This window comes from Clostridium tepidiprofundi DSM 19306, from assembly GCF_001594005.1.
Lineage (GTDB): Bacteria > Bacillota > Clostridia > Clostridiales > Clostridiaceae > Clostridium_AC > Clostridium_AC tepidiprofundi.
In genome coordinates, this window is record NZ_LTBA01000034.1 from 1 (window position 1) to 21091 (window position 21091).

The 21091-nt window shown below is 28.7% G+C and carries 16 protein-coding genes; 8 read left to right on the forward strand and 8 right to left on the reverse strand.

What is annotated here, in order from left to right:
• Positions 1-119 precede the first annotated feature (119 nt).
• Complete coding sequence (locus tag CLTEP_RS10630; protein WP_066826580.1) at positions 120-1637, reverse strand: ABC transporter permease; 1518 nt, start codon at positions 1635-1637, stop codon at positions 120-122.
• On the reverse strand, positions 1630-2310 hold the full coding sequence (locus CLTEP_RS10635) for an ABC transporter ATP-binding protein (RefSeq protein WP_066826582.1): 681 nt from the start codon (positions 2308-2310) through the stop codon (positions 1630-1632). Before CLTEP_RS10635 ends, CLTEP_RS10630 begins: the two co-directional genes overlap by 8 nt.
• Before the next feature lie 342 nt (positions 2311-2652).
• Between CLTEP_RS10635 and CLTEP_RS15095 the strand changes: the two genes are divergently transcribed.
• The 5 genes from CLTEP_RS15095 (at position 2653) to CLTEP_RS10660 (ending at position 8018) form a co-directional block, all read left to right on the forward strand.
• A complete protein-coding gene (locus tag CLTEP_RS15095) occupies positions 2653-2826 on the forward strand; it encodes a hypothetical protein (RefSeq protein ID WP_169798786.1) in 174 nt (57 codons plus the stop codon).
• A gap of 138 nt (positions 2827-2964) precedes the next feature.
• Complete coding sequence (locus tag CLTEP_RS10640; protein WP_066826585.1) at positions 2965-4122, forward strand: ribose-phosphate pyrophosphokinase; 1158 nt, start codon at positions 2965-2967, stop codon at positions 4120-4122.
• A 205-nt stretch (positions 4123-4327) separates the two neighbouring features.
• Positions 4328-4864 carry a 2'-5' RNA ligase family protein gene (locus CLTEP_RS10645; protein WP_242863922.1) on the forward strand — a complete coding sequence of 179 codons (537 nt, stop codon included), beginning with the start codon at positions 4328-4330 and terminating at the stop codon, positions 4862-4864.
• A 725-nt stretch (positions 4865-5589) separates the two neighbouring features.
• On the forward strand, positions 5590-6777 hold the full coding sequence (locus CLTEP_RS10655) for a cation diffusion facilitator family transporter (protein ID WP_066826600.1): 1188 nt from the start codon (positions 5590-5592) through the stop codon (positions 6775-6777).
• Positions 6778-6923: 146 nt separating this feature from the next.
• Positions 6924-8018, forward strand: coding sequence for a PRK06851 family protein (locus tag CLTEP_RS10660; protein WP_066826602.1), 1095 nt, complete (start codon positions 6924-6926; stop codon positions 8016-8018).
• Positions 8019-8113: 95 nt separating this feature from the next.
• On the opposite strand, the gene CLTEP_RS10665 is transcribed toward CLTEP_RS10660, so the two are convergent.
• The 5 genes from CLTEP_RS10665 to CLTEP_RS10685 all read right to left on the reverse strand — a co-directional run bounded on the left by CLTEP_RS10665 (position 8114) and on the right by CLTEP_RS10685 (position 15432).
• The gene (locus CLTEP_RS10665) at positions 8114-10234 is read right to left on the reverse strand and encodes a HelD family protein (protein WP_066826617.1); all 2121 of its coding nucleotides are present in this window, start codon (positions 10232-10234) and stop codon (positions 8114-8116) included.
• Positions 10235-10257: 23 nt separating this feature from the next.
• Positions 10258-11346 (reverse strand): dipeptide epimerase, encoded by a 1089-nt coding sequence (locus tag CLTEP_RS10670; RefSeq protein WP_066826604.1) that lies wholly within the window; start codon positions 11344-11346, stop codon positions 10258-10260.
• 164 nt (positions 11347-11510) lie between these two features.
• A complete protein-coding gene (gene pepV, locus CLTEP_RS10675; RefSeq protein WP_066826606.1) occupies positions 11511-12902 on the reverse strand; it encodes a dipeptidase PepV in 1392 nt (463 codons plus the stop codon).
• A gap of 154 nt (positions 12903-13056) precedes the next feature.
• Positions 13057-13425 carry a PqqD family protein gene (locus tag CLTEP_RS10680; protein ID WP_066826608.1) on the reverse strand — a complete coding sequence of 123 codons (369 nt, stop codon included), beginning with the start codon at positions 13423-13425 and terminating at the stop codon, positions 13057-13059.
• Positions 13426-13494: 69 nt separating this feature from the next.
• Complete coding sequence (locus CLTEP_RS10685; RefSeq protein ID WP_066826609.1) at positions 13495-15432, reverse strand: OPT family oligopeptide transporter; 1938 nt, start codon at positions 15430-15432, stop codon at positions 13495-13497.
• 307 nt (positions 15433-15739) lie between these two features.
• Between CLTEP_RS10685 and CLTEP_RS10690 the strand changes: the two genes are divergently transcribed.
• The 3 genes from CLTEP_RS10690 to CLTEP_RS10700 are packed head-to-tail and all read left to right on the forward strand — an operon-like array spanning position 15740 to position 19621.
• The gene (locus CLTEP_RS10690) at positions 15740-17020 is read left to right on the forward strand and encodes a 2-hydroxyacyl-CoA dehydratase subunit D (protein WP_066826610.1); all 1281 of its coding nucleotides are present in this window, start codon (positions 15740-15742) and stop codon (positions 17018-17020) included.
• A 1-nt stretch (position 17021) separates the two neighbouring features.
• Positions 17022-18731, forward strand: coding sequence for an acyl-CoA dehydratase activase (locus CLTEP_RS10695; protein ID WP_066826611.1), 1710 nt, complete (start codon positions 17022-17024; stop codon positions 18729-18731).
• A gap of 20 nt (positions 18732-18751) precedes the next feature.
• Positions 18752-19621: a DegV family protein gene (locus tag CLTEP_RS10700; RefSeq protein ID WP_066826613.1), complete on the forward strand. Its 870-nt coding sequence runs from the start codon at positions 18752-18754 to the stop codon at positions 19619-19621.
• Between the two features lie 43 nt (positions 19622-19664).
• Here CLTEP_RS10700 and CLTEP_RS10705 read toward each other — a convergent pair whose 3' ends face one another.
• Complete coding sequence (locus tag CLTEP_RS10705; RefSeq protein WP_066826615.1) at positions 19665-20387, reverse strand: hypothetical protein; 723 nt, start codon at positions 20385-20387, stop codon at positions 19665-19667.
• Between the last annotated feature and the right edge of the window lie 704 nt (positions 20388-21091).

A 21091-nucleotide genomic window follows, 5' to 3' on the forward strand; every position in this document is an offset into this window, starting at 1 on the left:
AATTTCACTCCTGTTGTTAAAGTTTGTATTCAAAATAATTTATACAACAAAAAGTGAAATTTGTCTCTATTTTTTATGAAATTATTTAATTGTAAATATATGTTATGAAATTTTCTCAACTATAGTTCTTTAACTCCATATAAAGATTGTAATTCTTGTAGCACATCTTTTGATAACGTATATTGGCCAGTGGACTCTATTTGAGTATTAAAATATCTTGAATCACCTATTGTAAAATCTGTACATATCATTTTACTCAAATATGTATCCATATCAAAACTATTGACAATAATATAAGTCAAATTTAGAATAATAATACTTAAAGACAAAGATAAAGTAATTACAGCAATCTTTTTCTTGCAATTAAATATATTCGCGAAAGCCATTCTGAATAAATTCCCTTTTGTATTCTTGATTGAAATTTTATTCTTGTTTGGTGTGACTTCACTATTTTTTAGTGCTTCTATCGGACTAACTTTCCCAGCTATTTTTGCCGGTTTTATAACACTTATTAAAACTGTTAAAATAGAAAATATAGTTGTTCCTATGAATATGAGTGGACTTACAGAAATGCTTTCTACAGATAGATCTATTTCTTTTAGAGTCATAGGTGTTATTACTCTACCAGTAACATAACCTAATATAAGTCCTATAGGTACTGCTATTGTAGATAACATCAAAGCTTCCTTTATTACTATTGATTTTATTTGCTTTGATGTAGTACCTACTATTTTTAAAATTCCATAAAATTTGATATCTTTTGAAACACAAATAAAAAAAATATTATATATAATTAAATAGCCACAAAGCATTATTAATATTATAACTCCTATAATAGCTCCTATTACATCTAAATCAATATCATTTTCTGATACCAAATATGCCGGATTAACACCATAAGTTATATCATTTACTTTATAACCGCTACTTATTATTAAATTTATTACATTGTTTTCTATGTTAAAATCATTTTTAAACATTATGTCTGCATCAATTTTACCTGTAGTATCCTGTGAATTTATTGGAGTATAATTTTTCAACTTAGTATCAACATATTTTTTGGATACCCATATTTGCCTAGAAGAAATTGCTTTATCTCCATTCCAAATTCCTGATAAAGTGAATTTATCTTTTATCTTATCATTACCTAATGTATATTCCAATTCAATTTCTTGTCCTAGCTTATGGCTTACCCCTAAAGCATCTAATAAAATGGTATCCATTGCTACCTCATTATATTTTTTGGGCATATGCCCTTCTGTTGGTTTATTAAAACATAATTCAGCTTCTTTTTCTGTTGCATATTTTATTTCATTTGGATATTTTATTAACTGTTTATTTTCAGCCACTCCTAGTGGAATAGAAAAACCGCTTTCCTTAATAAGATTACTTTTTATTATATTATTATACTGTTCCTCTGATAAATATTTAATTGATGCATGATTTTTCCCACCAACTTGTCGCATAATACTTTCTTGCATAGATTTTTTCATACTCATTCCAACTGTAAATAACGTCGTAAACATCACTGTAGTCAATACAATTGCTATAATTGCAAATATATTTCTTAACTTATTAGTTTTAAAAAAACCTTTTGTAAGCTTTGATACAGCTTCCTTTTCCTTAAGCTTACTCATTGATTTCACCACCTATAATTCTCCCATCCTCAATATGAAGTATTCTATCTCCCATTTTTGAAATTTCCTCATTATGAGTAATCATAACTATTGTTTGATTAAATCTTTCACTTGTTTCTTTTAAAAGTTCCATAACTTCTAATGAAGTCTTCTTATCTAAATTTCCAGTTGGTTCGTCAGCTAATATTATAGCTGGCTTTGTTATCAATGCTCTAGCTATAGCTACACGTTGTTGTTGCCCACCTGATAAGTTATTAGGTAAATTATTAAGTTTGTCTTTTAACCCAAGCATTAATATAATCTTGTCCAAATATTTTTTGTCAACTTCTTTTCCATCAAGTTCAACAGGTAATACTATGTTGTCATACACACTTAAAGCAGGTATAAGATTGTAATTTTGAAATATAAATCCTATTTTTCTTCTCCTAAATATTGTTAATTCATCTTCTTTTAATGAAAATATATTCTTTCCCTCTATTTTTACAGAACCATTTGTTGGTCTATCTAAGCCACCTATAATATGTAACATGGTAGATTTGCCACTTCCCGAAGTTCCTACTATCATTACAAATTGACCTTTTTCAATACTTATACTTACATCAGATAAAGCCTTAACTAAATTAGGCTTTTGACCATAGATTTTAGTTAAATTAGTAGTCTCCAAAATATTCATAGTTTTTCGCTCTCCTCTTAAAAATAATACAGCGTAAGCAATGAAAACTTAAAAAACATATTTTTTGGCAATAATTACTTACATAAACATTATATAACAAAATAATGACAACGAAAACACATTAGCTTTTTAAAGTAAAAATATTCTAATTGTCGATGATATAATTGCTTTTGTGAATCAATATTCGGTATTGTTGAAAAATTTATTATATATAATATTAGAATAGCGAATTCATTCGTATTTCTTGTAACTTCAATTCGTAATTTAGATTTTTATCATAATATAGTAGCAAATGCGTTATATTGTAAATCCACTTGGATTAAAGAAGTACTTTCGATAAGAATGAATACAGTAGTAAGAGTTAAAGATTTCTTTATATGTATGAGAGGTTTTAGAAAGAAACGTATGCTTCAAATAGACATTATTGAAAATATAAGAGATGAAAGATTTATCATAGATTATGTTAAAACAATTTTTTACTGGTATTTTAATGCGAAAGTTCTGCTATTATTATGAAAAAGTTGACAAAATAAAACAGTTATTTTAAAATAATGTTAAATTGTAAATTACAAATACATAATTATTACTAATGTACTAATTATGTAATATTTAACAAGAAAATAGATAAATAATATAAATAAAGGGGTTAATATCATGAGTATAGATTCAATAAACTTAACAAGTTATGGACAATTGGGTATTATAGCATTAGAAAGCTGTAAAAAGATGGGTAATAAAATTGATAATCACCTTCAAAAAAAAAGAAGAATTGGTGTAAGTAATGATTCTAAAACTGAAGATAGTAACAAAAAATCTTATCTTATTGCCATTGATGAGATACGATTCTCTAACGGAGAAGGTAAGGTCAAATTGGAGGAAAGTGTTAGAGGAAAGGATATATACATATTATGCGATGTTGGAAATTATAGTTGCACTTATGACATGTTTGGGTTTAAGAATCACAAGGGACCAGATGAACATTTCCAAGATATTAAAAGAGTTGTTTCAGCAATAGGTGGTAAAGCAAGAAGAATAACAGTTATTATGCCTTTGTTATATGCTGGAAGACAACATAGAAGAAGAGGGAGAGAATCATTAGATTGTGCTATAGCCCTGCAGGAACTTGAAAGGCTGGGAGTAGGACATATAATTACTTTCGATGTTCATGATCCTAATGTTCAAAATGCTATACCACTAATATCTTTTGATAGTTTGTATCCAACATACGAAATTGTTAAAACTTTTTTAAAAGAAGAAAATGATTTAGTAATAGATAAAACAAAAATGATAGTAATAAGTCCTGATACAGGTGCAATGGATAGGGCGGTTTATTACTCAAGTGTATTAGGAGTTGATGTTGGGCTATTTTATAAGAGACGAGATCATTCTATAATTGTTCACGGGAAGAATCCTATTATTCAACATGAATACATAGGAAGAAATGTTGAAGGTAAAGATATTCTAATTGTTGATGATATGATTGCTTCTGGTGAATCAATATTCGATATAGTTAAAGAATTAAAAAAACGTAATGCTAGAAAAATATTTGTAGCAACTTCATTTGCATTGTTTACAGAAGGTATTGAAAAATTTAATAAGTTTTATGAAATGGGTCTAATTGATAGGGTATATTCAACTAATTTAACATATATATCTCAAAAGGTTAAAGACTCCAAATGGTATAAGGAAGTAGATATGTCTGAATTGATAGCTGATTTAATAAATAATATAAATTATGATAAATCTATTGATCCTTTACTTGATGCAACAGAAAGTATTAAACAGCTTTTAAATAAGACAATTTTAGAATAAGAGATTTCTTATGTGCTTGGTGTAAATTTAATAAAACTTCCTTAATTGAACTCGTTTTGCTAAAGTAAACCATCAAGACCTTAGGTTACTACTCTACTCCGCCTGAAACAAAAATCTTCAATCTCACACTTATAAAAGTGGACTTTTGTATAATCGATAAAAACATTATAATTATACAAAATATAGTGATGGATAGGTGATTAATTTGAACTGTAACATGAATAGAAGAACTATAATGGTATTTCCTCAATTTGATAATATTAACATAATAGATGGTATAAGAGAAAAATATGATCCGCTTGCTAATCATGTTAGGCCACATATTACTTTGGTATTTACATTTGAAAGTAATATTACATCATCTGAAATCAAAGAACATGTGGAAAAAGTTCTTACGGGAATGAAACCCTTCAGATTAACTATGGGCGATATAATAAAAATAGATAATACTTTAGGAAAGTATCTATTTTTATCATTGAATGAAGGTATTGATGATATAAAAAAACTTAGTTTAAAGTTATATACAGGTATTTTAGAACAATATAAACCAGAGTGGTTAAATGAAAATACATTCTTGCCTCACATGACACTTGGAAATTTCACTTCAAGAAATGAGTTGAATAAAGCCTTTAAAGATGTTGAAACTATTAAAGAAACTTTTACTACAATTGTAAACAAAGTTTCCGTTGAAATTATTGATGAAAACGAAAATTCCACAATTGATATTGAAGTAAATTTATAAGAAATTTTTTAAGCAGAGTGATTAAATATAACAAACGCCTAAAAAAGCTATACTTATAAGTTAAAGAAAGGAATTGCTTATGAATTGTATTAATTGTAAACAAGATATGCTATATGGAAAAATTTATTTCGATGCAAGTGTAATTGAACGTTTTTGGGGAACTACTGGACATCTGTTTTTTTCAGAATTTTGTTCCAATTCAAAACCTATAAAGTTAATACCCTATAAAGAACATTGTATAGGCTATTATTGTATTAACTGTGGTGATGCTTGGTTGAATGTTGAACATATACATGAAAAATGCTTAACTTGTAACAATGATATCTTATATGGAAAATTTTATGCCAAATCAGCTTTTACCAGATTCAATTACGATCATCTTGATTTTATTAATCTCAATAACATCACTTATAAAATCTTTGATGCTTCATCTTATATTAGAGGATATTATTGTAAAAATTGTGGGATTAGTTATTTTAATATTAAAAATATAGTTACTTAAAAAATAACCATTCTTTTAAGTAAGAATGGTTATTTTTTACTATACCTAAGTACGTCTAAAAAAAGAACATGGAATAATCGAAACCAGATAGATGCAAAATCTAGTATATTAGAACAATCTAAAAAGGCCTCGCTACAAGTTATTACCCGCTTATTAAAAAAAATTGTACATTAACTCAAATAAATATTATAATATTAGTATATCTTTAGAAGGGAGTTACTTGATGATTTCAAAATTTTTAGTTAAACACTTCATCAAAAATTATGAAAAAACTAACGATATCAAAGTACGGAACTCATATGGATACCTTGGAGGAATAGTTGGTGTTATTTTAAACATTATATTATTCTGTATTAAATTTTCATTGGGTTTGATATCGCATAGTATAGCTATAACAGCAGATGCATTTAACAACTTATCTGACTCTGCATCTTCATTAATTACTATTCTAGGATTCAAATTATCAAATAAACCTGCTGATAAAGAACATCCTTTCGGACACGGCAGAATTGAATATATTTCTGCTTTAGTTGTCGCTTTTTTGGTTCTAATGGTTGGTTTAGAATTTATTAAAACATCATTCAATAGGATACTGCACCCAACTAAAATAAATTTTAATATTGCAATTTTTATATTAATTTTACTATCTATATGTCTAAAATTATGGATAAGCAAATTTAATCTTTTTCTTAGTAAAGCCATAAATTCACAGGCTCTAAAAGCATCATCTTCTGATGCTTTTGCAGATGTAATAACATCTAGTGTAGTTGCACTATCGTTGCTATTATCTAGATGGGTTACATTTCCAATAGATGGTTATATCGGTATAGTTGTGGCATTATTTATAGTATATTCGGGAATATCTTTAATAAAGGAAACACTGGATCCTTTACTAGGAGAACCTCCTGATCCAAACCTTGTTACAAATATTCAATCGAGCTTATTAGAATATGAATATATAACAGGAGTTCATGATCTTATTATTCATAATTATGGTCCTAATAAATGTATTGCTTCAATACATGCAGAAGTACCTTGTGATGAATCGATAGTAAAAATTCATGAAATAATAGATAAAGCAGAAAAGGAAATTTCACAAAAATTAGGAATATCACTTGTAATTCACATGGATCCAATAAATACAAATGATGTTGAAGTTAATACTGCTAAGAAAGAAATAGAAAATTTGATTAAATTTTTTCCTATAATCGATTCAATACATGATTTTAGAATAGTAGGAGAAGGAAATTATAAAAATTATATTTTCGATGTAGTTATAAAATCTGATGTGATATTCAATAGTTCTGATGAAGAAAATTTGAAAACAGAAATAAATAAAAAATTAAGAGAAATCCACCCTAATTGCTCCGCAATTATAACTGTTGATAGAAATTACATCAGTATCAAGTAAGGCATTTTCAAAAATAAAGCTACTGAGCTCATTCTATATTCCATAAAATAAAATAAATAAGAAAATGTTAATATTTCAAAAAAATATTAACATTTTTTTTCATTTTAAATATAATATACTGATATGAAATTATGGAGTGTGATTATATGAAAGGTAAAGTAAAGCATTATTTCCCAGGAGGTAACACTTCTAAAGGATTCTATTCTCTTTACAGGTATATTATGCCTCAAAACAAGGCTAAGAGAATATTCTGTATAAAGGGAGGTCCAGGCACAGGTAAATCATCTTTTATGAAAAAAATAGGTGAATATTACAATGAAAAAGGATACGACATAGAATACCAACACTGCTCATCAGATAATAATTCTCTTGATGGTGTTGTAATTAAAGGCTTAAATGTTGTCTTTTTAGATGGGACAGCACCTCATGTTGTAGACCCCATAAATCCTGGAGCAGTAGACGAAATCCTAAATATGGGGGAATATTGGAATGAAGAAGGTTTCCAAAAATACAGAAATAATGTAATAGAAATGAATAAGGAAGTAGGAAAAACATTTAAAAGAGCTTATAAGTATATTGCTGCTGCAAAGCTAGTGCATGATGACTGGTGCAGCTACTACAATGATAACTTAAACTATTCAAAATTGAACTTAATGAGTGAATATTTAAAAGAAGAAATTCTAAACAAAAAAATAGATTTGCCTGGTTCGGAAAGGCACATGTTTGCTACAGCTTTTACTCCAGATGGTATAGTTACTTTCATAGAAAATTTATCAGCTGATTTAAATACTAAATATGTATTAAGCGGTCCTCCTACTATTGGCAAGCATATTATATTGGAGTACTTATTGCAAGAAGGCTTGAAAAGAGGATATTACATTGAAGTTCTTCATTCTCCTTTAATTCCTGATAGAATTGAACACTTATTATTCCCTGAAATAGGTACTGCAATTCTTACTTCTAATGAAATAAACAATAAGAACTTTAATGGTCATGAAATCAATTTAGAAAATATGATAAATACTAATTTGATTAAAAAATACAATTCTCAAATAGAAGAATCTAAAAACGAATTTTATAGTCTGCTAAACAAAGGTCTTGACAGTATATTTAAAGCTAAAACAATTCATGATAAACTAGAAACTTATTATGTACCAAATATGAAATTTGAAGAAATAGATAAATTATTTGAAAATATAATAGCAAGAATATCCAAATATGAAACTGAACTTAAAAAATAGCATTTAAGAGCTGCATTGATGCAGCTCTTATTAGTATTAGGCATTTGAAAGAAAATAACAAGTCAAAGATGCGATGTATATTTTGTGAAAATGTCTTATATTATATTCACAACATATAATTCATGTAATGCTCTAGTAGCCATTACGTATTTTAATTTTTTATTGTCTTTAACTCCACAATCATTTATAAATATAACGGTATCAAACTCTAGCCCTTTGGCAAAATATGATGGTAACACAACAATTCCACTGTGATATATAACATTTTCATTGTCTATTATTCTTACATGTATTCTATTCTTTATGCTATCAAATACTTTCCTTGCCATAGTTAAATCTTTAGTAATAATAGCTATGCTTTCATAGCCCTTTTCTCTATATCTCATTACTTTATCTATAGCAACCTCTGTTAGTATTTCATATGAATTAATATTTTTTTCTACAACAGCTGCCCCACTTCTTACAAGAGGAACTATTTTATTTTCATCTAAATAATTATTAGCAAATTCCATAATCTCTTTAGTTGATCTATAACTTTTAATGAGTTTAAATTTCTTGATTTTTAAATTATCATATATTTCATCTATAGTATTCATTGGAATTTTGCCGCATATAGGTAAAATTCTCTGATTCGTATCCCCTAGTATTGTCAAAGCAGGAGTCTTTGTAATATCCTTTATAACTAAAAATTGTAGTTTACTATAATCTTGTGCTTCATCTATTACAACATGCTTTATTTCATTCTCCAACCTAAATCCTTCAAGTTTTATTTTAAGATATAGTATTGGTGCTAAGTCATCAATAGTTAATTGTTTACTTCCATTAAATCTATTATAAATATCTATACAGTCTGGATTATCAAGCCAATCTATACTTTTTTTAATTTGCATTAATTCCTTTATAACATCTCTGATTTCTATTTTTCTTCTAAATTCTAAATTTGTAATCTCAATATTCAACTGCTTCTCATTGTATCTATTTATTTCTTCTTTAAATCTTTTTTCAATATTTCTTATAAGCTCATCCCTGTAATCTTTTAATTTTGAATAAATAATTCTCTTGATTTTTTTACTTCTCTTAAATAAAGGCATGGTACCATAGTATTTATGCAAGTCATAAATTTCTTCTTTTGAGATAATTATTTTACCTCTAAATTCAACATCCTTATACTTAAAATAATTTTTATCCAAATCATCAATTATTGCATCTAATTTTTCAATGTACTTTTCTGAAGTTTTATACAATACTTCATCTATAAATTCACTATCATTTTTCAATATCTTTTCCATATAATCCTTATATGGCATAACATCATATAATTGTAACAAATACTTTGCTAGTTCAGTAAATGTAGTCTGCTTAACAGCCGTTTCTCCTAATGAAGGAAGCACATTTGAAATATATTCCATAAAAATATTATTAGGACCTAATATAAGAACCTTATCCTCAAGTATATTTCTATAATTATATAGCAAATATGCAACTCTATGAAGTGCAACAGTAGTCTTACCACTACCAGCACAACCATCAACAACAACAGTTGTATATTTATCTTCTCTTATAATTTCATCTTGCTCTTTTTGAATTGTTGTAACTATATCTTTAAGCTTATCATCTGCGTTCTTACTTAAAACTTTTTGCAATATTTCATCCTTTATGTTAACTTCTGTATCAAACATTCCCTCAAGTTTTCCCTTATTGATAATATATTGTCTTCTAGCTAAAACATTGGCCTTTATATTACCAATAGGTGCCTTATAATATGTTTCTCCTAATTTCCCTTCATAGAACAATGAAGCCGCTGGCGCTCTCCAATCCATAACAACCGGTTCATCATATCCTTCTGGAGTTAGTCCAAATCTTCCAATATACAATCTCTCAACTCCAAAATCCTCTTCTGAAAAATCTACCCTCCCAAAATACGGTGAATTTTTAAGCACTGTTAATTCATTTAATTTTTTATCAACAGCATTATATGTTTCTTCTTTTATGAATCTCTCATGATCAAAATATTCAACTATCTTATCTTCATCATCTCTATATTCTTCAATAATATTTTTCCTATAATTAACAATATATTCACTAAACTTCTTTCTATAGGCAATATATTTTAAAATCTCATCATTTATTAATTTCAGAGTATATTTGAGTCTTTCCTCTTCAACATTCATTTCTATTGCTTGTTTCAATTCATTTTCAATATTTGTTCCACTCATATATTCACCTTCTTTTCGAGCATTTACAATGTTTCTTGCCATCCCTTAATTTCTTTGATTCCAAGCCCTGGTTCATCAACTACTGTAATTTGATTGCCATCAACTATTGCTCCACCTACAATAGAATCTTCTTTAAATAAAATCATTGTATCTAAATCTGCCTTTGTCATATTAACCTTTGCAACAGCCAAGCTTGCTGCAGCAGTAATACCTATCTTACTTTCGAGCATACACCCCATCATACATTTTATACCCATAGTTTCTGCCATGTTACATATTTTTATTGCATTATGAAATCCTCCACATTTCATAAGCTTGATATTTATTAAATCAGCACTTCTGTCTTTGATTATCTTGAATGCTTCAGGAGGTCCAAAAACAGATTCATCTGCCAATATATTAGTCTCCACATTATCTGTAACATATTTCAATCCTTCTAAATCCCATGCCTTAACTGGCTGCTCAACGAATTCAATATCCAATCCCATATCTTCTAGTTTTCTAATAGTCTTAACTGCTTCTTTAGGTCTCCAGCTTTGATTAGCATCAATTCTTATTTTTATACCCTTTCTTACTGCTTTCTTTATTGCAATTATTCTTTCAAGTGATGCCTCAATATCTGAAGATGCTTTTATTTTCAAATGAGTATACCCTTGCATTATTGCTTCAAGTGATTTTGTAACCATCTCTTCAACAGTTCCATAGTAAATAGTTAAATCTGTTATTAAATTGGTTTTATATCCTCCAAATAATTTATAAAGAGCAATACCATACTTCTTGCCAAACAAATCATAAATAGCCATGTCTAGCGCTGCCTTTGCACTGCTATTATTAACAATAGAATTATCAATAATTTTCATAAGTCCTTCTAAATTATCAATATCCTTACCAATGAGTTGAGGTTTTATATATTTTATAGCATTGATAATTGAACATTCTATATCTCCAGTTATTGAGGCTGTTGCTGCAGCACTTCCTATACCAATTTCACCTGTATCGGCTACCACTTTGATAACAATTTCTTCTGGTGTATCTATAATCCTACGAGCTTTTCTATATGTTTTAATAAGAGGTAAATCTATCTTACCTATCTTTATATCATTTATTATCATACGAATCCCTCTCTTTTAAGTTTTCTACCGTTTCTTAAATCATATACTCATAATTATATACATTTATTGATAATATGTAAAATTAAAATTATAAAACCCCCCATTAAACACTATGGGGAGTTTATATATTGCATCTATTTTATATACTTTGATATTTATTTTATCTATTTTGCTAATTCATATAATGCATGAGCATATATCTTTGCATTTATTATTAAATTATCAATTTCAATATACTCATTTGGCTTATGGATAGTATCTGGCTCACCAGGGAACATAGGCCCAAAAGCAACAATATTAGGCATTTCCTTTGCATATGTTCCGCCACCAATTGAAACCAATTTAGCCTCTTTACCAGTTTGCTCTGTATATACCTTTTGAAGTGATTTTATTAATGGATGCTCAGGTGAAAAATATAATGGCTCTTGATGTTCAAAATTTTCAACTCTAATGCCAAATTCTTTTATTCTAGCATTGAATGGCTCCATCATATCTTCAAGTTTTTTTGTAACAGGATATCTTAGATTAAGAACCACATCAACCTTATCTTCATTCATATCTATTACACCCAAATTAAATGAAAGTTTTCCTGAAACTTCATCTTCAAGATAGCATCCAAATGACTCACCATGTACTTCCATACCAATATATTTATTCATAAATGTTACAAACTCAGAAACATCATTGTTACCCAAATCAATTTTACCAAGAAATTCAAATAATTGCATTATAGCATTTTTACCTAACTCAGGTAAACTTCCATGAGCAGATACCCCTTTAGATTTTATTATAACCGAATTTTCTTGTATTTCAGCAGATAAATCATATCCTCTTTCCTTTGCAAATGCCTTAACCTCATTCATAATGGTATCTTTATCACTAACTTCAATAACTGCATTACAATAATCAGGAACCATATTAGGAGCTTGACCGCCTTTTATTTCCTTTATTATTATATCTCCATCCATCTTTTTCTTAAAATCTTTCACAATGCTGAAAATAGTTATGCCTTTCTCACCATTAATGATAGGATAATCTGCATCTGGTGTAAATCCTAAAACAGGTGGTTTTTCTCTTCCTAAATAATACTCCAATTCCTTACTTCCTGTTTCTTCATTTGTACCGAATATAATCCTTATTCTTTTAGAAATAGGTAAATTCAAATCTTTTATTGCTTTAAGTCCATATAAAGAAGCAATGATTGGACCTTTATCATCTGTTGTTCCTCTTCCATACATTTTACCATCATGTATCTCTGCACCGTATGGAGGATAAATCCAATCCTCACCTTCTGGTACAACATCTAAGTGTCCAAGTGCAGCTACATAATCCTCTCCATCACCATACTCAGCATATCCTACATAGCCATCCAAATTAACTGTTTTAAAACCTAACTCTTGTGCAATACTTAAGGCTTTTTCAAGTGCTTTATATGGTCCCTCTCCAAAAGGCATACCTTCTTTAGGTTCTCCTTCAACACTCTTAATCTTCACAATGTCAGCAGTTGACTTTATTATGTCTTCTTTCATCTCATCAATATGTTTATTTAATTCCATAATAAATACTCCAGACTTAGAATATGTGCCTAAAACAACTTAATATTCTAAGCTAGGATTCCCCCTTTCTATCATTTTTGCTTTCACATAAAATTATATCAGATTTTTATTACAATATTATATAATAATTAAAATATTTCCTTTTATATATTTCTTATTCATCTTCTTTTCTGAAAGATATCCAACCTTCTCTCACCAAATATCTCAAATACATTATAAGTCTCTGATTACTTGTTTTTTCATCATCCCCAAATTTCTTACTCAATTCCTTTGATATATCATATACAGTACGCTTACCATCCATAAGCTGCCAAACGGTTGTTCCTCTTTCATCTAGCTCAATATCACTTTTATATGGTTTCTTAAACAGCCATCTTACAAATTTTTCAACAGGCTTATTATGATAAAAGTTTAAATAAACACGTCCATTCCTAACTTCCCAATCATCATGTTTCCTCTGAGGTATATATAATAAAAAATTGTCTTGTTTTCTATCTTTATTCTTATTCTTTTTATTAAACATAATCACTATCACCTACATAGTAGATAAGAGCCAATACAGGCTCTTATCAAATATTTATATACTAATTAATTAGTTTTCAGTCTTTATTGAATATCTATAAATCCAAATTCCTAATAATAAGAACATAATTGTTGCTAATAAATTGCTTCCTGTAATTGCAGTTGCAAAATGTTTACCAAATGCAATATCAAAATTTATTACATGAGAATTTTTTAGTGTTGCAAATACAGCAACAATTATACCCATCAAAGCATCTCCTGCAACTAAGCCAGAAGAAAGTAAAATTCCCTTTTCAATATGTTCTTTTTGCTGTGTTTCATTCTTTTTAAATTTCTTTTCAACAAATACTCTAACAATACCACCACAAAGTACGCCTGCACTTAAATGAATTGGTAGATATATTCCTAAAGCTATTGTCAGAACTGGAAGCTTAGCTAACTCACAGAATATAGCTATTACAATACCAACAATAACTAAAAGCCATGGAAGGTCGCCAGTCATAACACCTTTAACAACCATTGACATCAAACCAGCCTGTGGTGCTGGTATCGCAGCTGAACCAATTTTGTATGCATCATTAAGCATTAATAATACAGCTCCAGCACATACAGATGCTACTGCTAACCCTATATACATACCAATTTGAACATTTTTTGGAGTACCACCTATTATGTATGTAGTCTTTAAACTCTGTGCTGTACCACCTGCAACAGCTATTGCAACACACACAATTCCTCCAACTATTATTGCAACAACCATTCCTTTGTCACCAACATAGCCTACTGCTCTTAATACAGCAGTTGCAAATAATAATGTTGCTATAGTCATACCTGATACTGGATTGTTTGAAGCCCCAATGATTCCAACCATTCTTGCAGATACAACTGAAAAGAAAAATGAAAACAATATAATCATTATTGAACCAACAATTCCAACATGTACTATTGGTAATAACCAAGATAACAAGAATACTAATATCGCAGCAGCAATAACCCATGTTATTGGAGCATCAATATCTGTTCTCTTTTGAGTTGCACCTGTTCCTGCTCCTATTCCACCCATAGCAGCTTTAAATGATTTTACAATTGTAGGCATAGACTTAATAAGGCTTATAATACCTCCTGTTGCAACAGCTCCTGCACCCACATATCTTATATAACTACTCCATATTTCCCATGCATCCATATTAGCTATTAATTTAGTTGATGGAAACAATGGAGTTTGTAGTCCATGTCCAACATACATTATTAAAGGCATAAGTCCTAACCAAGCAAGTAAAGCTCCTCCAAACATAAATAGTGAAGCTCTAAGACCAACTATAAATCCAACACCCATAAGAGATGCTACATTATTGAATCCAAAAATAGTTCCCTGCATAGGTTTTATAACCCATTCAGGAGAATCTGAGAACAACGCAAAACCACCTGATAGTAATTTATACATGCCGCCAGTAGACAATCCAAGCATTACTGTTTTAAATCCTGCTCCACCTTCACTTCCTGTTACAAGCACTTCAGCAGCAGCCATACTTTCAGGGTATGTAAGCTTACCATGTTCTTCAACAATAAGATATCTTCTTAATGGTGAAACAAAGAATACACCTAATAGTCCTCCTAAAGCAGTAACTACAACTATAGTTGAAAGCTTTAAATGCATTCCCCACAAAATAATAGCTGGAAGAGTAAATATAATACCACCGGCAATAGATTCACCCATAGCAGCTATAGATGCAACCATATTAGCCTCTAATATATTATTTCTTCTAAAAATCCCCTTCAAAAGACCTGTTGCAAGTATAGCACCTGGTATACCAGCTGAAATAGTTAATCCAACTTTAAGACCCAAATATGTATTTGCAGCAGCGAACACACACGCAAACATAATTCCCATGATGATAGATATTACTGTCGTTTCTGGCATGGCCTCATTTGTCGGTACAAATGGCACATAATCATCACCATGGCATCCCCCATAAGCATTATGGGATAATTTTCTTTTCTGTTCCATAGTTATTCCTCCTTACGTAATTATAAGTTCGTCTAAATAATAACATACTTCAATATCCTAAACTAACCATTATATTTTATACTCACAATTAATTACATGTATTATACTCATTTTTTCTTTCATTTATTCACTTTACCGCATTATTTGATATTTTTCGAGTTTTAATAATAATTAAATTTATGACTTTTGTTAAAATATTTAGCTTATTTAAAATTTTCTGCAAATTCTACCCCAGGGGTGCAAAATATACCATTTAATCTATATTTTGCACCCCTGGGGTGATATAATGAATTTGGAGGTGTACATGATGGATTTGATTAAATTTTATAGCAAACTAATCAAGAAAAATTTATATAATGATTCTCCAAATAATGCATATAAATTAATAAGATTAGGAGCTTATCTTCAATACATAAGATGGTCGAAATTCCCTTATGATAGCATACCTAAATCTCTTCAATATCTAAATAAAACTATGTTTAAATATATATATGAACCACTGAAATATCCTGAACAATCTGCATACGTAAATTTATTTGCACCAACTGAAATACTTCACGTATTTGATATTTTTCCTATGTTTGTTGAAGCCATTGCTACTTTCTTTTCGGGTTTATATTGTGAAGATGTATTTATTAATGCTGCTGAAAACATTGGTATTTCAGAAACATTATGCAGTTATCACAAATCTTTTATAGGCGCTGTTGAAGAAAGTGTTTTGCCTAAGATGAAGTTCTCAATTACATCATCTATGATATGTGATGCAAATATCAACACATTTAAATATATTTCAAACAAATTAGACATACCCCATTATGTTATTGATGTACCTTATGAATACAGTTTAGAAGCTGAAGAATATGTAAAAAATCAATTAATAGAAGTGATTGATATGATACAAGACATTACAGGTAAAAAATTTGATATAAATAAATTAAAAGAAATACTAGCTAGAGAAAATAAAACAAAAATGTATATGAAAAGTTTTCTTAAAAGTTCAGCTACAAAGTACTTTCCAAATCATATTACACTAGAAATGTCAAAGCTTATACTTACCCATGCTGGTATGGGACGCAAAGAAACATATGAGTTTTATAAAATGATTGCCGAGGAAATTAAAACTTACCCTAATAAGAGCGGAAATTCAGTTTTTGGGATACATGTAATTCCTTTTTATGATGAAAATCTAAGGAATTATTTTAACTACAATAAAGATTATCAATTCATAGGTATTGATTTGAATTATGATAACCTTGAAGAATTAGATATAGATAGACCTTTTAATTCACTAGCAAAAAAAATGTTGACAAATATATATAATGGAGATTTTCAAAGAAAAATAGATGCCATAAATAATATCATAGATATTTCAAAACCAAATGGAATCATCAATTTCTGTCAATGGGGATGTAAGCAATCAAGTGGAGGCTCAAATCTACTTAAAGAATCTTTAAAATCAAAGAATATACCATATCTCTCCATAGACATTGATGGAGTTGACAGACGTAACTCCTCAAGTGGGCAACTAAAAACTAGATTAGAAGCATTTTTTGAAATACTTAACTCACCAAATCATGGAGGTGTTTGAAATGATAGGTTATATTTGTAAATATACTCCTATTGAAATACTACAGGCCTTTGGAGAACAAACTATTAGAATAGAACCTTCGATATATAGTTTTGATAATGCCGATGCACTTATGCATTCTAATATATGTACATATACTAAAGCAGTTCTCGAAGAATGTATAAATAAAAAAATAGATAAAATAGTCTTGGTTAACTGCTGTGATAGTATAAGAAGACTATATGATATATTAAAAAATAATTTAAATTTAAATTTTATTTACATCATCGATCTTCCAAGAAAATTTAATTGTTGTTCTCAAAAATTGTTTTTTAATGAAATCTCAAAATTCATAACATACTGCGAAAAAACCTTTAACTCTGATTTTAATATGGATATTTTTAAAAAAATTATTAATGAAAACACTAGCAATAGTAAAATATTGGGAAAATCACCAACACAAAATGCTTTGAACATTGCCCTTATAGGTGCAAGATTCAGTCCTCCTTTAATGAACTTTATTGAAAACTATGAATTAAATATAAAACATAATCTTACATGTTATGATAATTTCGTACATTATGAATTTCCATCAGAGAACAATACAAAAAACGATTATAAATATAATATAATAATGGAATATTCAAAGCAACTTTTCACTCAATTTCCATGTATGAGAATGGCTGAAACCGAAAAAAGACACGATGTTTTAATAACCGATAATGATTTAAATGGAATTATTTATCATACAATAAAATTCTGCGATTATTATGGATATGATTTTGCTAAAATTAAAAAAAATATCAATATTCCTATTTTAAAAATAGAAACTGACTATACTTTAAAATCTGAAGGACAATTAAAAACCAGAATAGATGCCTTTATTGAATCCATTAAATCTAAAAAAACAAAGTATAGCTTTACAAATTCTCATGAATCATTTAGAATTAATACTAAAATTGCTGCTGGAATCGATATAGGTTCTACTTCAACTAATGTAGTAATACTTGATAGTAACAAAAACATACTATCATATTCAATTACAAAAACAGGTGCAAAAAGCATTCTTGGTGCAAAAAAAGCTATATATGATGCTCTTGCAAAAGCTAACATAACTATTCAAAATATTGATTATATAGTATCAACAGGATATGGACGTGTAAGTATACCATTTGCTAATGAACAAGTTACAGAAATAACATGCCACGGTAAAGGTGCTCATTTTATAAATCCTAATGTGAGAACAATAATAGATATTGGAGGACAAGACAGCAAAGTAATCCTATTAGATAATAACGGTAAAGTAAAAGATTTTGCTATGAATGATAAATGTGCAGCAGGAACTGGAAGATTTCTTGATATGATGGCAAAAACTTTAGAAGTCGATTTAACAGAAATGGGAAAAGAATCTTTGAAATGGAAGGAAAATATAGTAATTTCAAGTATGTGTACAGTTTTTGCTGAATCTGAAGTTATTACTCTCATTGCAGAAAATAAAGAAAAATCTGATATAATACATGGATTATGTAATTCAGTAGCGAGTAAAACAATGACACTAATAAATAGAGTTGGTAAGGAAGAAGCATACATGATGACAGGAGGTGTAGCAAAAAATATAGGCGTAGTTAAATGTATTGAAAAAAAACTTGAATCAGATATTATTATTCCTGATGAACCTCAAATAGTAGGTGCATTAGGTGCAGCACTTATAGCTCTAGAAAAAATTTTATGATAAACAGGAGAAGTGATGTAATGAACGAATTTGTAATATTAACCGATAGTTGCAGTGATTTACCTTTAGAATTTGTAAAAGAAAATAATATTTCATCTATTCCTATGACACTTTCTTATGAAGGCAAAGAATATTTGGATAACTTTGGTCAAAATATAACTCATGAAAAACTATTTGACGATATGAGAAAAGGCTCAACGCCCACCACATCTCAAATAAACGTTTCAACTTTCTATGAAATGTACAAAAAACATGTAAATGAAAATAAAAGTATACTATATATAGGTCTTTCTTCTTCTCTGAGTGGCTCAATGAATAATGCTCATTTAGCTAAAAATATGATATTAGAAGAATTTCCAAACGCAAAAATTTATATAGTTGATTCGCTTTCAGCTTCCTTAAGCGAAGGGCTACTTGTAATAAAAGCTTGTGAAATGAAATCTCAAGGCAAATCTATAGACGAAATTGTTGATTTTTTAGAAAATAGCAAACAAAATTTAAACACTTATTTAACTGTAAGCGATCTTATTCATCTAAAGAGAGGCGGCAGACTATCTCCTGGTGTAGCAATAATAGGAACACTTTTACATATTAAACCTGTTCTGCATATAAATAACAAAGGCAAAATAGTTCCTATTAAAAAGATTAGAGGAAGAAATAAATCAATTTTGAAACTTGCAGAAATTTGTTCAGAAAGAATTTTAAATCCTGAAAATCAAACAATTGTAATTGGCCATGGGGATTGCATAGAAGATGCTGAAAAGCTAAAAAATGAAATACTTAAAAGAATATCAGTAAAAAAAGTGATTATCAATTGTATTGGCCCTGTAATAGGTAGCCATGCCGGACCTGACACTCTTTTTGTGGCATTCTTTGGTATAGAAAGATAAAAATTATAAAAATAGAGGCTTACAGTAAAGCAAGTCTCTATTTTTATAATCTATCATAATAAATAACAACCTTATATTCCTGTTTCATTTTTTGTATATTCTTATCATAAATATACTGTATTAATTTTTGAGTTTCCTTAGAATTTTGATTTTTGATTTGCTTTGAAGCATCTTGAAGTATTTTATCGCTCATCATCTTACTTGCAATGCCTCTTATATAATTTTGGATAAGATACTTATCCCAATATTCTTTTTCTGTTATTCCCTTTTCTCTCAATGTTTCATCACGTTGTTTTGTAAATTCAACCTTCAATTTATTAAAATCTTCCTGACTGATTTTAGTTCCATCTTTAAATGTTATTTTTTCTCCATTTACAATTGCTTTTTGAAATCTCACCTGCTTCTTGGCAGCTTTTATTGCATCCTTTATAAGTCCAGTTCTTTCAGCTTCACGAATTAGCAATTCTGTTTCAATCATAGTTTCTAATAATTTTCTATAAGGTACTTTTAACAGTCCTTTTTCCTCATAATATTTTCTAACAGACGGATCTTTTTTAATTTCCTCCTCCATCAATTTCTCTCTATACTTTTGAAATTTTTCTATGTCCCCTGACGTAAATTCTTCATTTCCAATTTTTGCAACAACTCTTCCATTTTCATGAATCATTCTCAAATTATACGAATTATAACTGAGAAATATATATCCTATTACAAGTATACCAATAAATATCACTATAATAATAGATGTAATCTTTGACTTGTTCATATTTTCCCCCCAACAACTACTCTCTAATCACTAATCTCAAATATCTAGTCTCTAATTTCTAATCTCCATCAAAATCACAATTTTTTCTAACAACTAGCGATTAGTAACTTTGTTTTAATCCCTAATCACTAATCTCCAATCTCTAATCTCTAATTTCCATCAAAATCACAATTTTTCCTGTCAACTGGCGATTGGTGACTGGTGACTTTGCTCCAGTCTCTAATCGCTAAAACAATACATACAACCTTCACTTCGTAATTTATATTTTTATAATATATATATTACAATTATATTACAATGAAAAAATACAGCATAATACAAAACCTCATTGTTTTACAAACTAAATCATAAAATCATAAGTATAAAAATATAGCTCCCATAGTAACATTATATTACTATAAGAACTATATTTCAATAAAAGGTATTTTTTAGCAGAGATTTCGCATCAAAATTCCAGTTAAAAATTTGTTTTTACTAAAATTTATTTTTTTAACATTTACTTGAATAACTGGGAAGCCTGCAAACCGATAGGTCTTAAAAATAGTTACACCTCCCCCTACCCCAAGAAATTTTAATAATTAATTTCCAGTTTTGTTTTTAAATTATGTCTTAGCAAATATTGGATTAATCCAGTCTTCTTCTATAGTAAATCTTTCATCTCTTATATCTTCAATAATATCTATTTGTAACATTCGTTTTTTTCT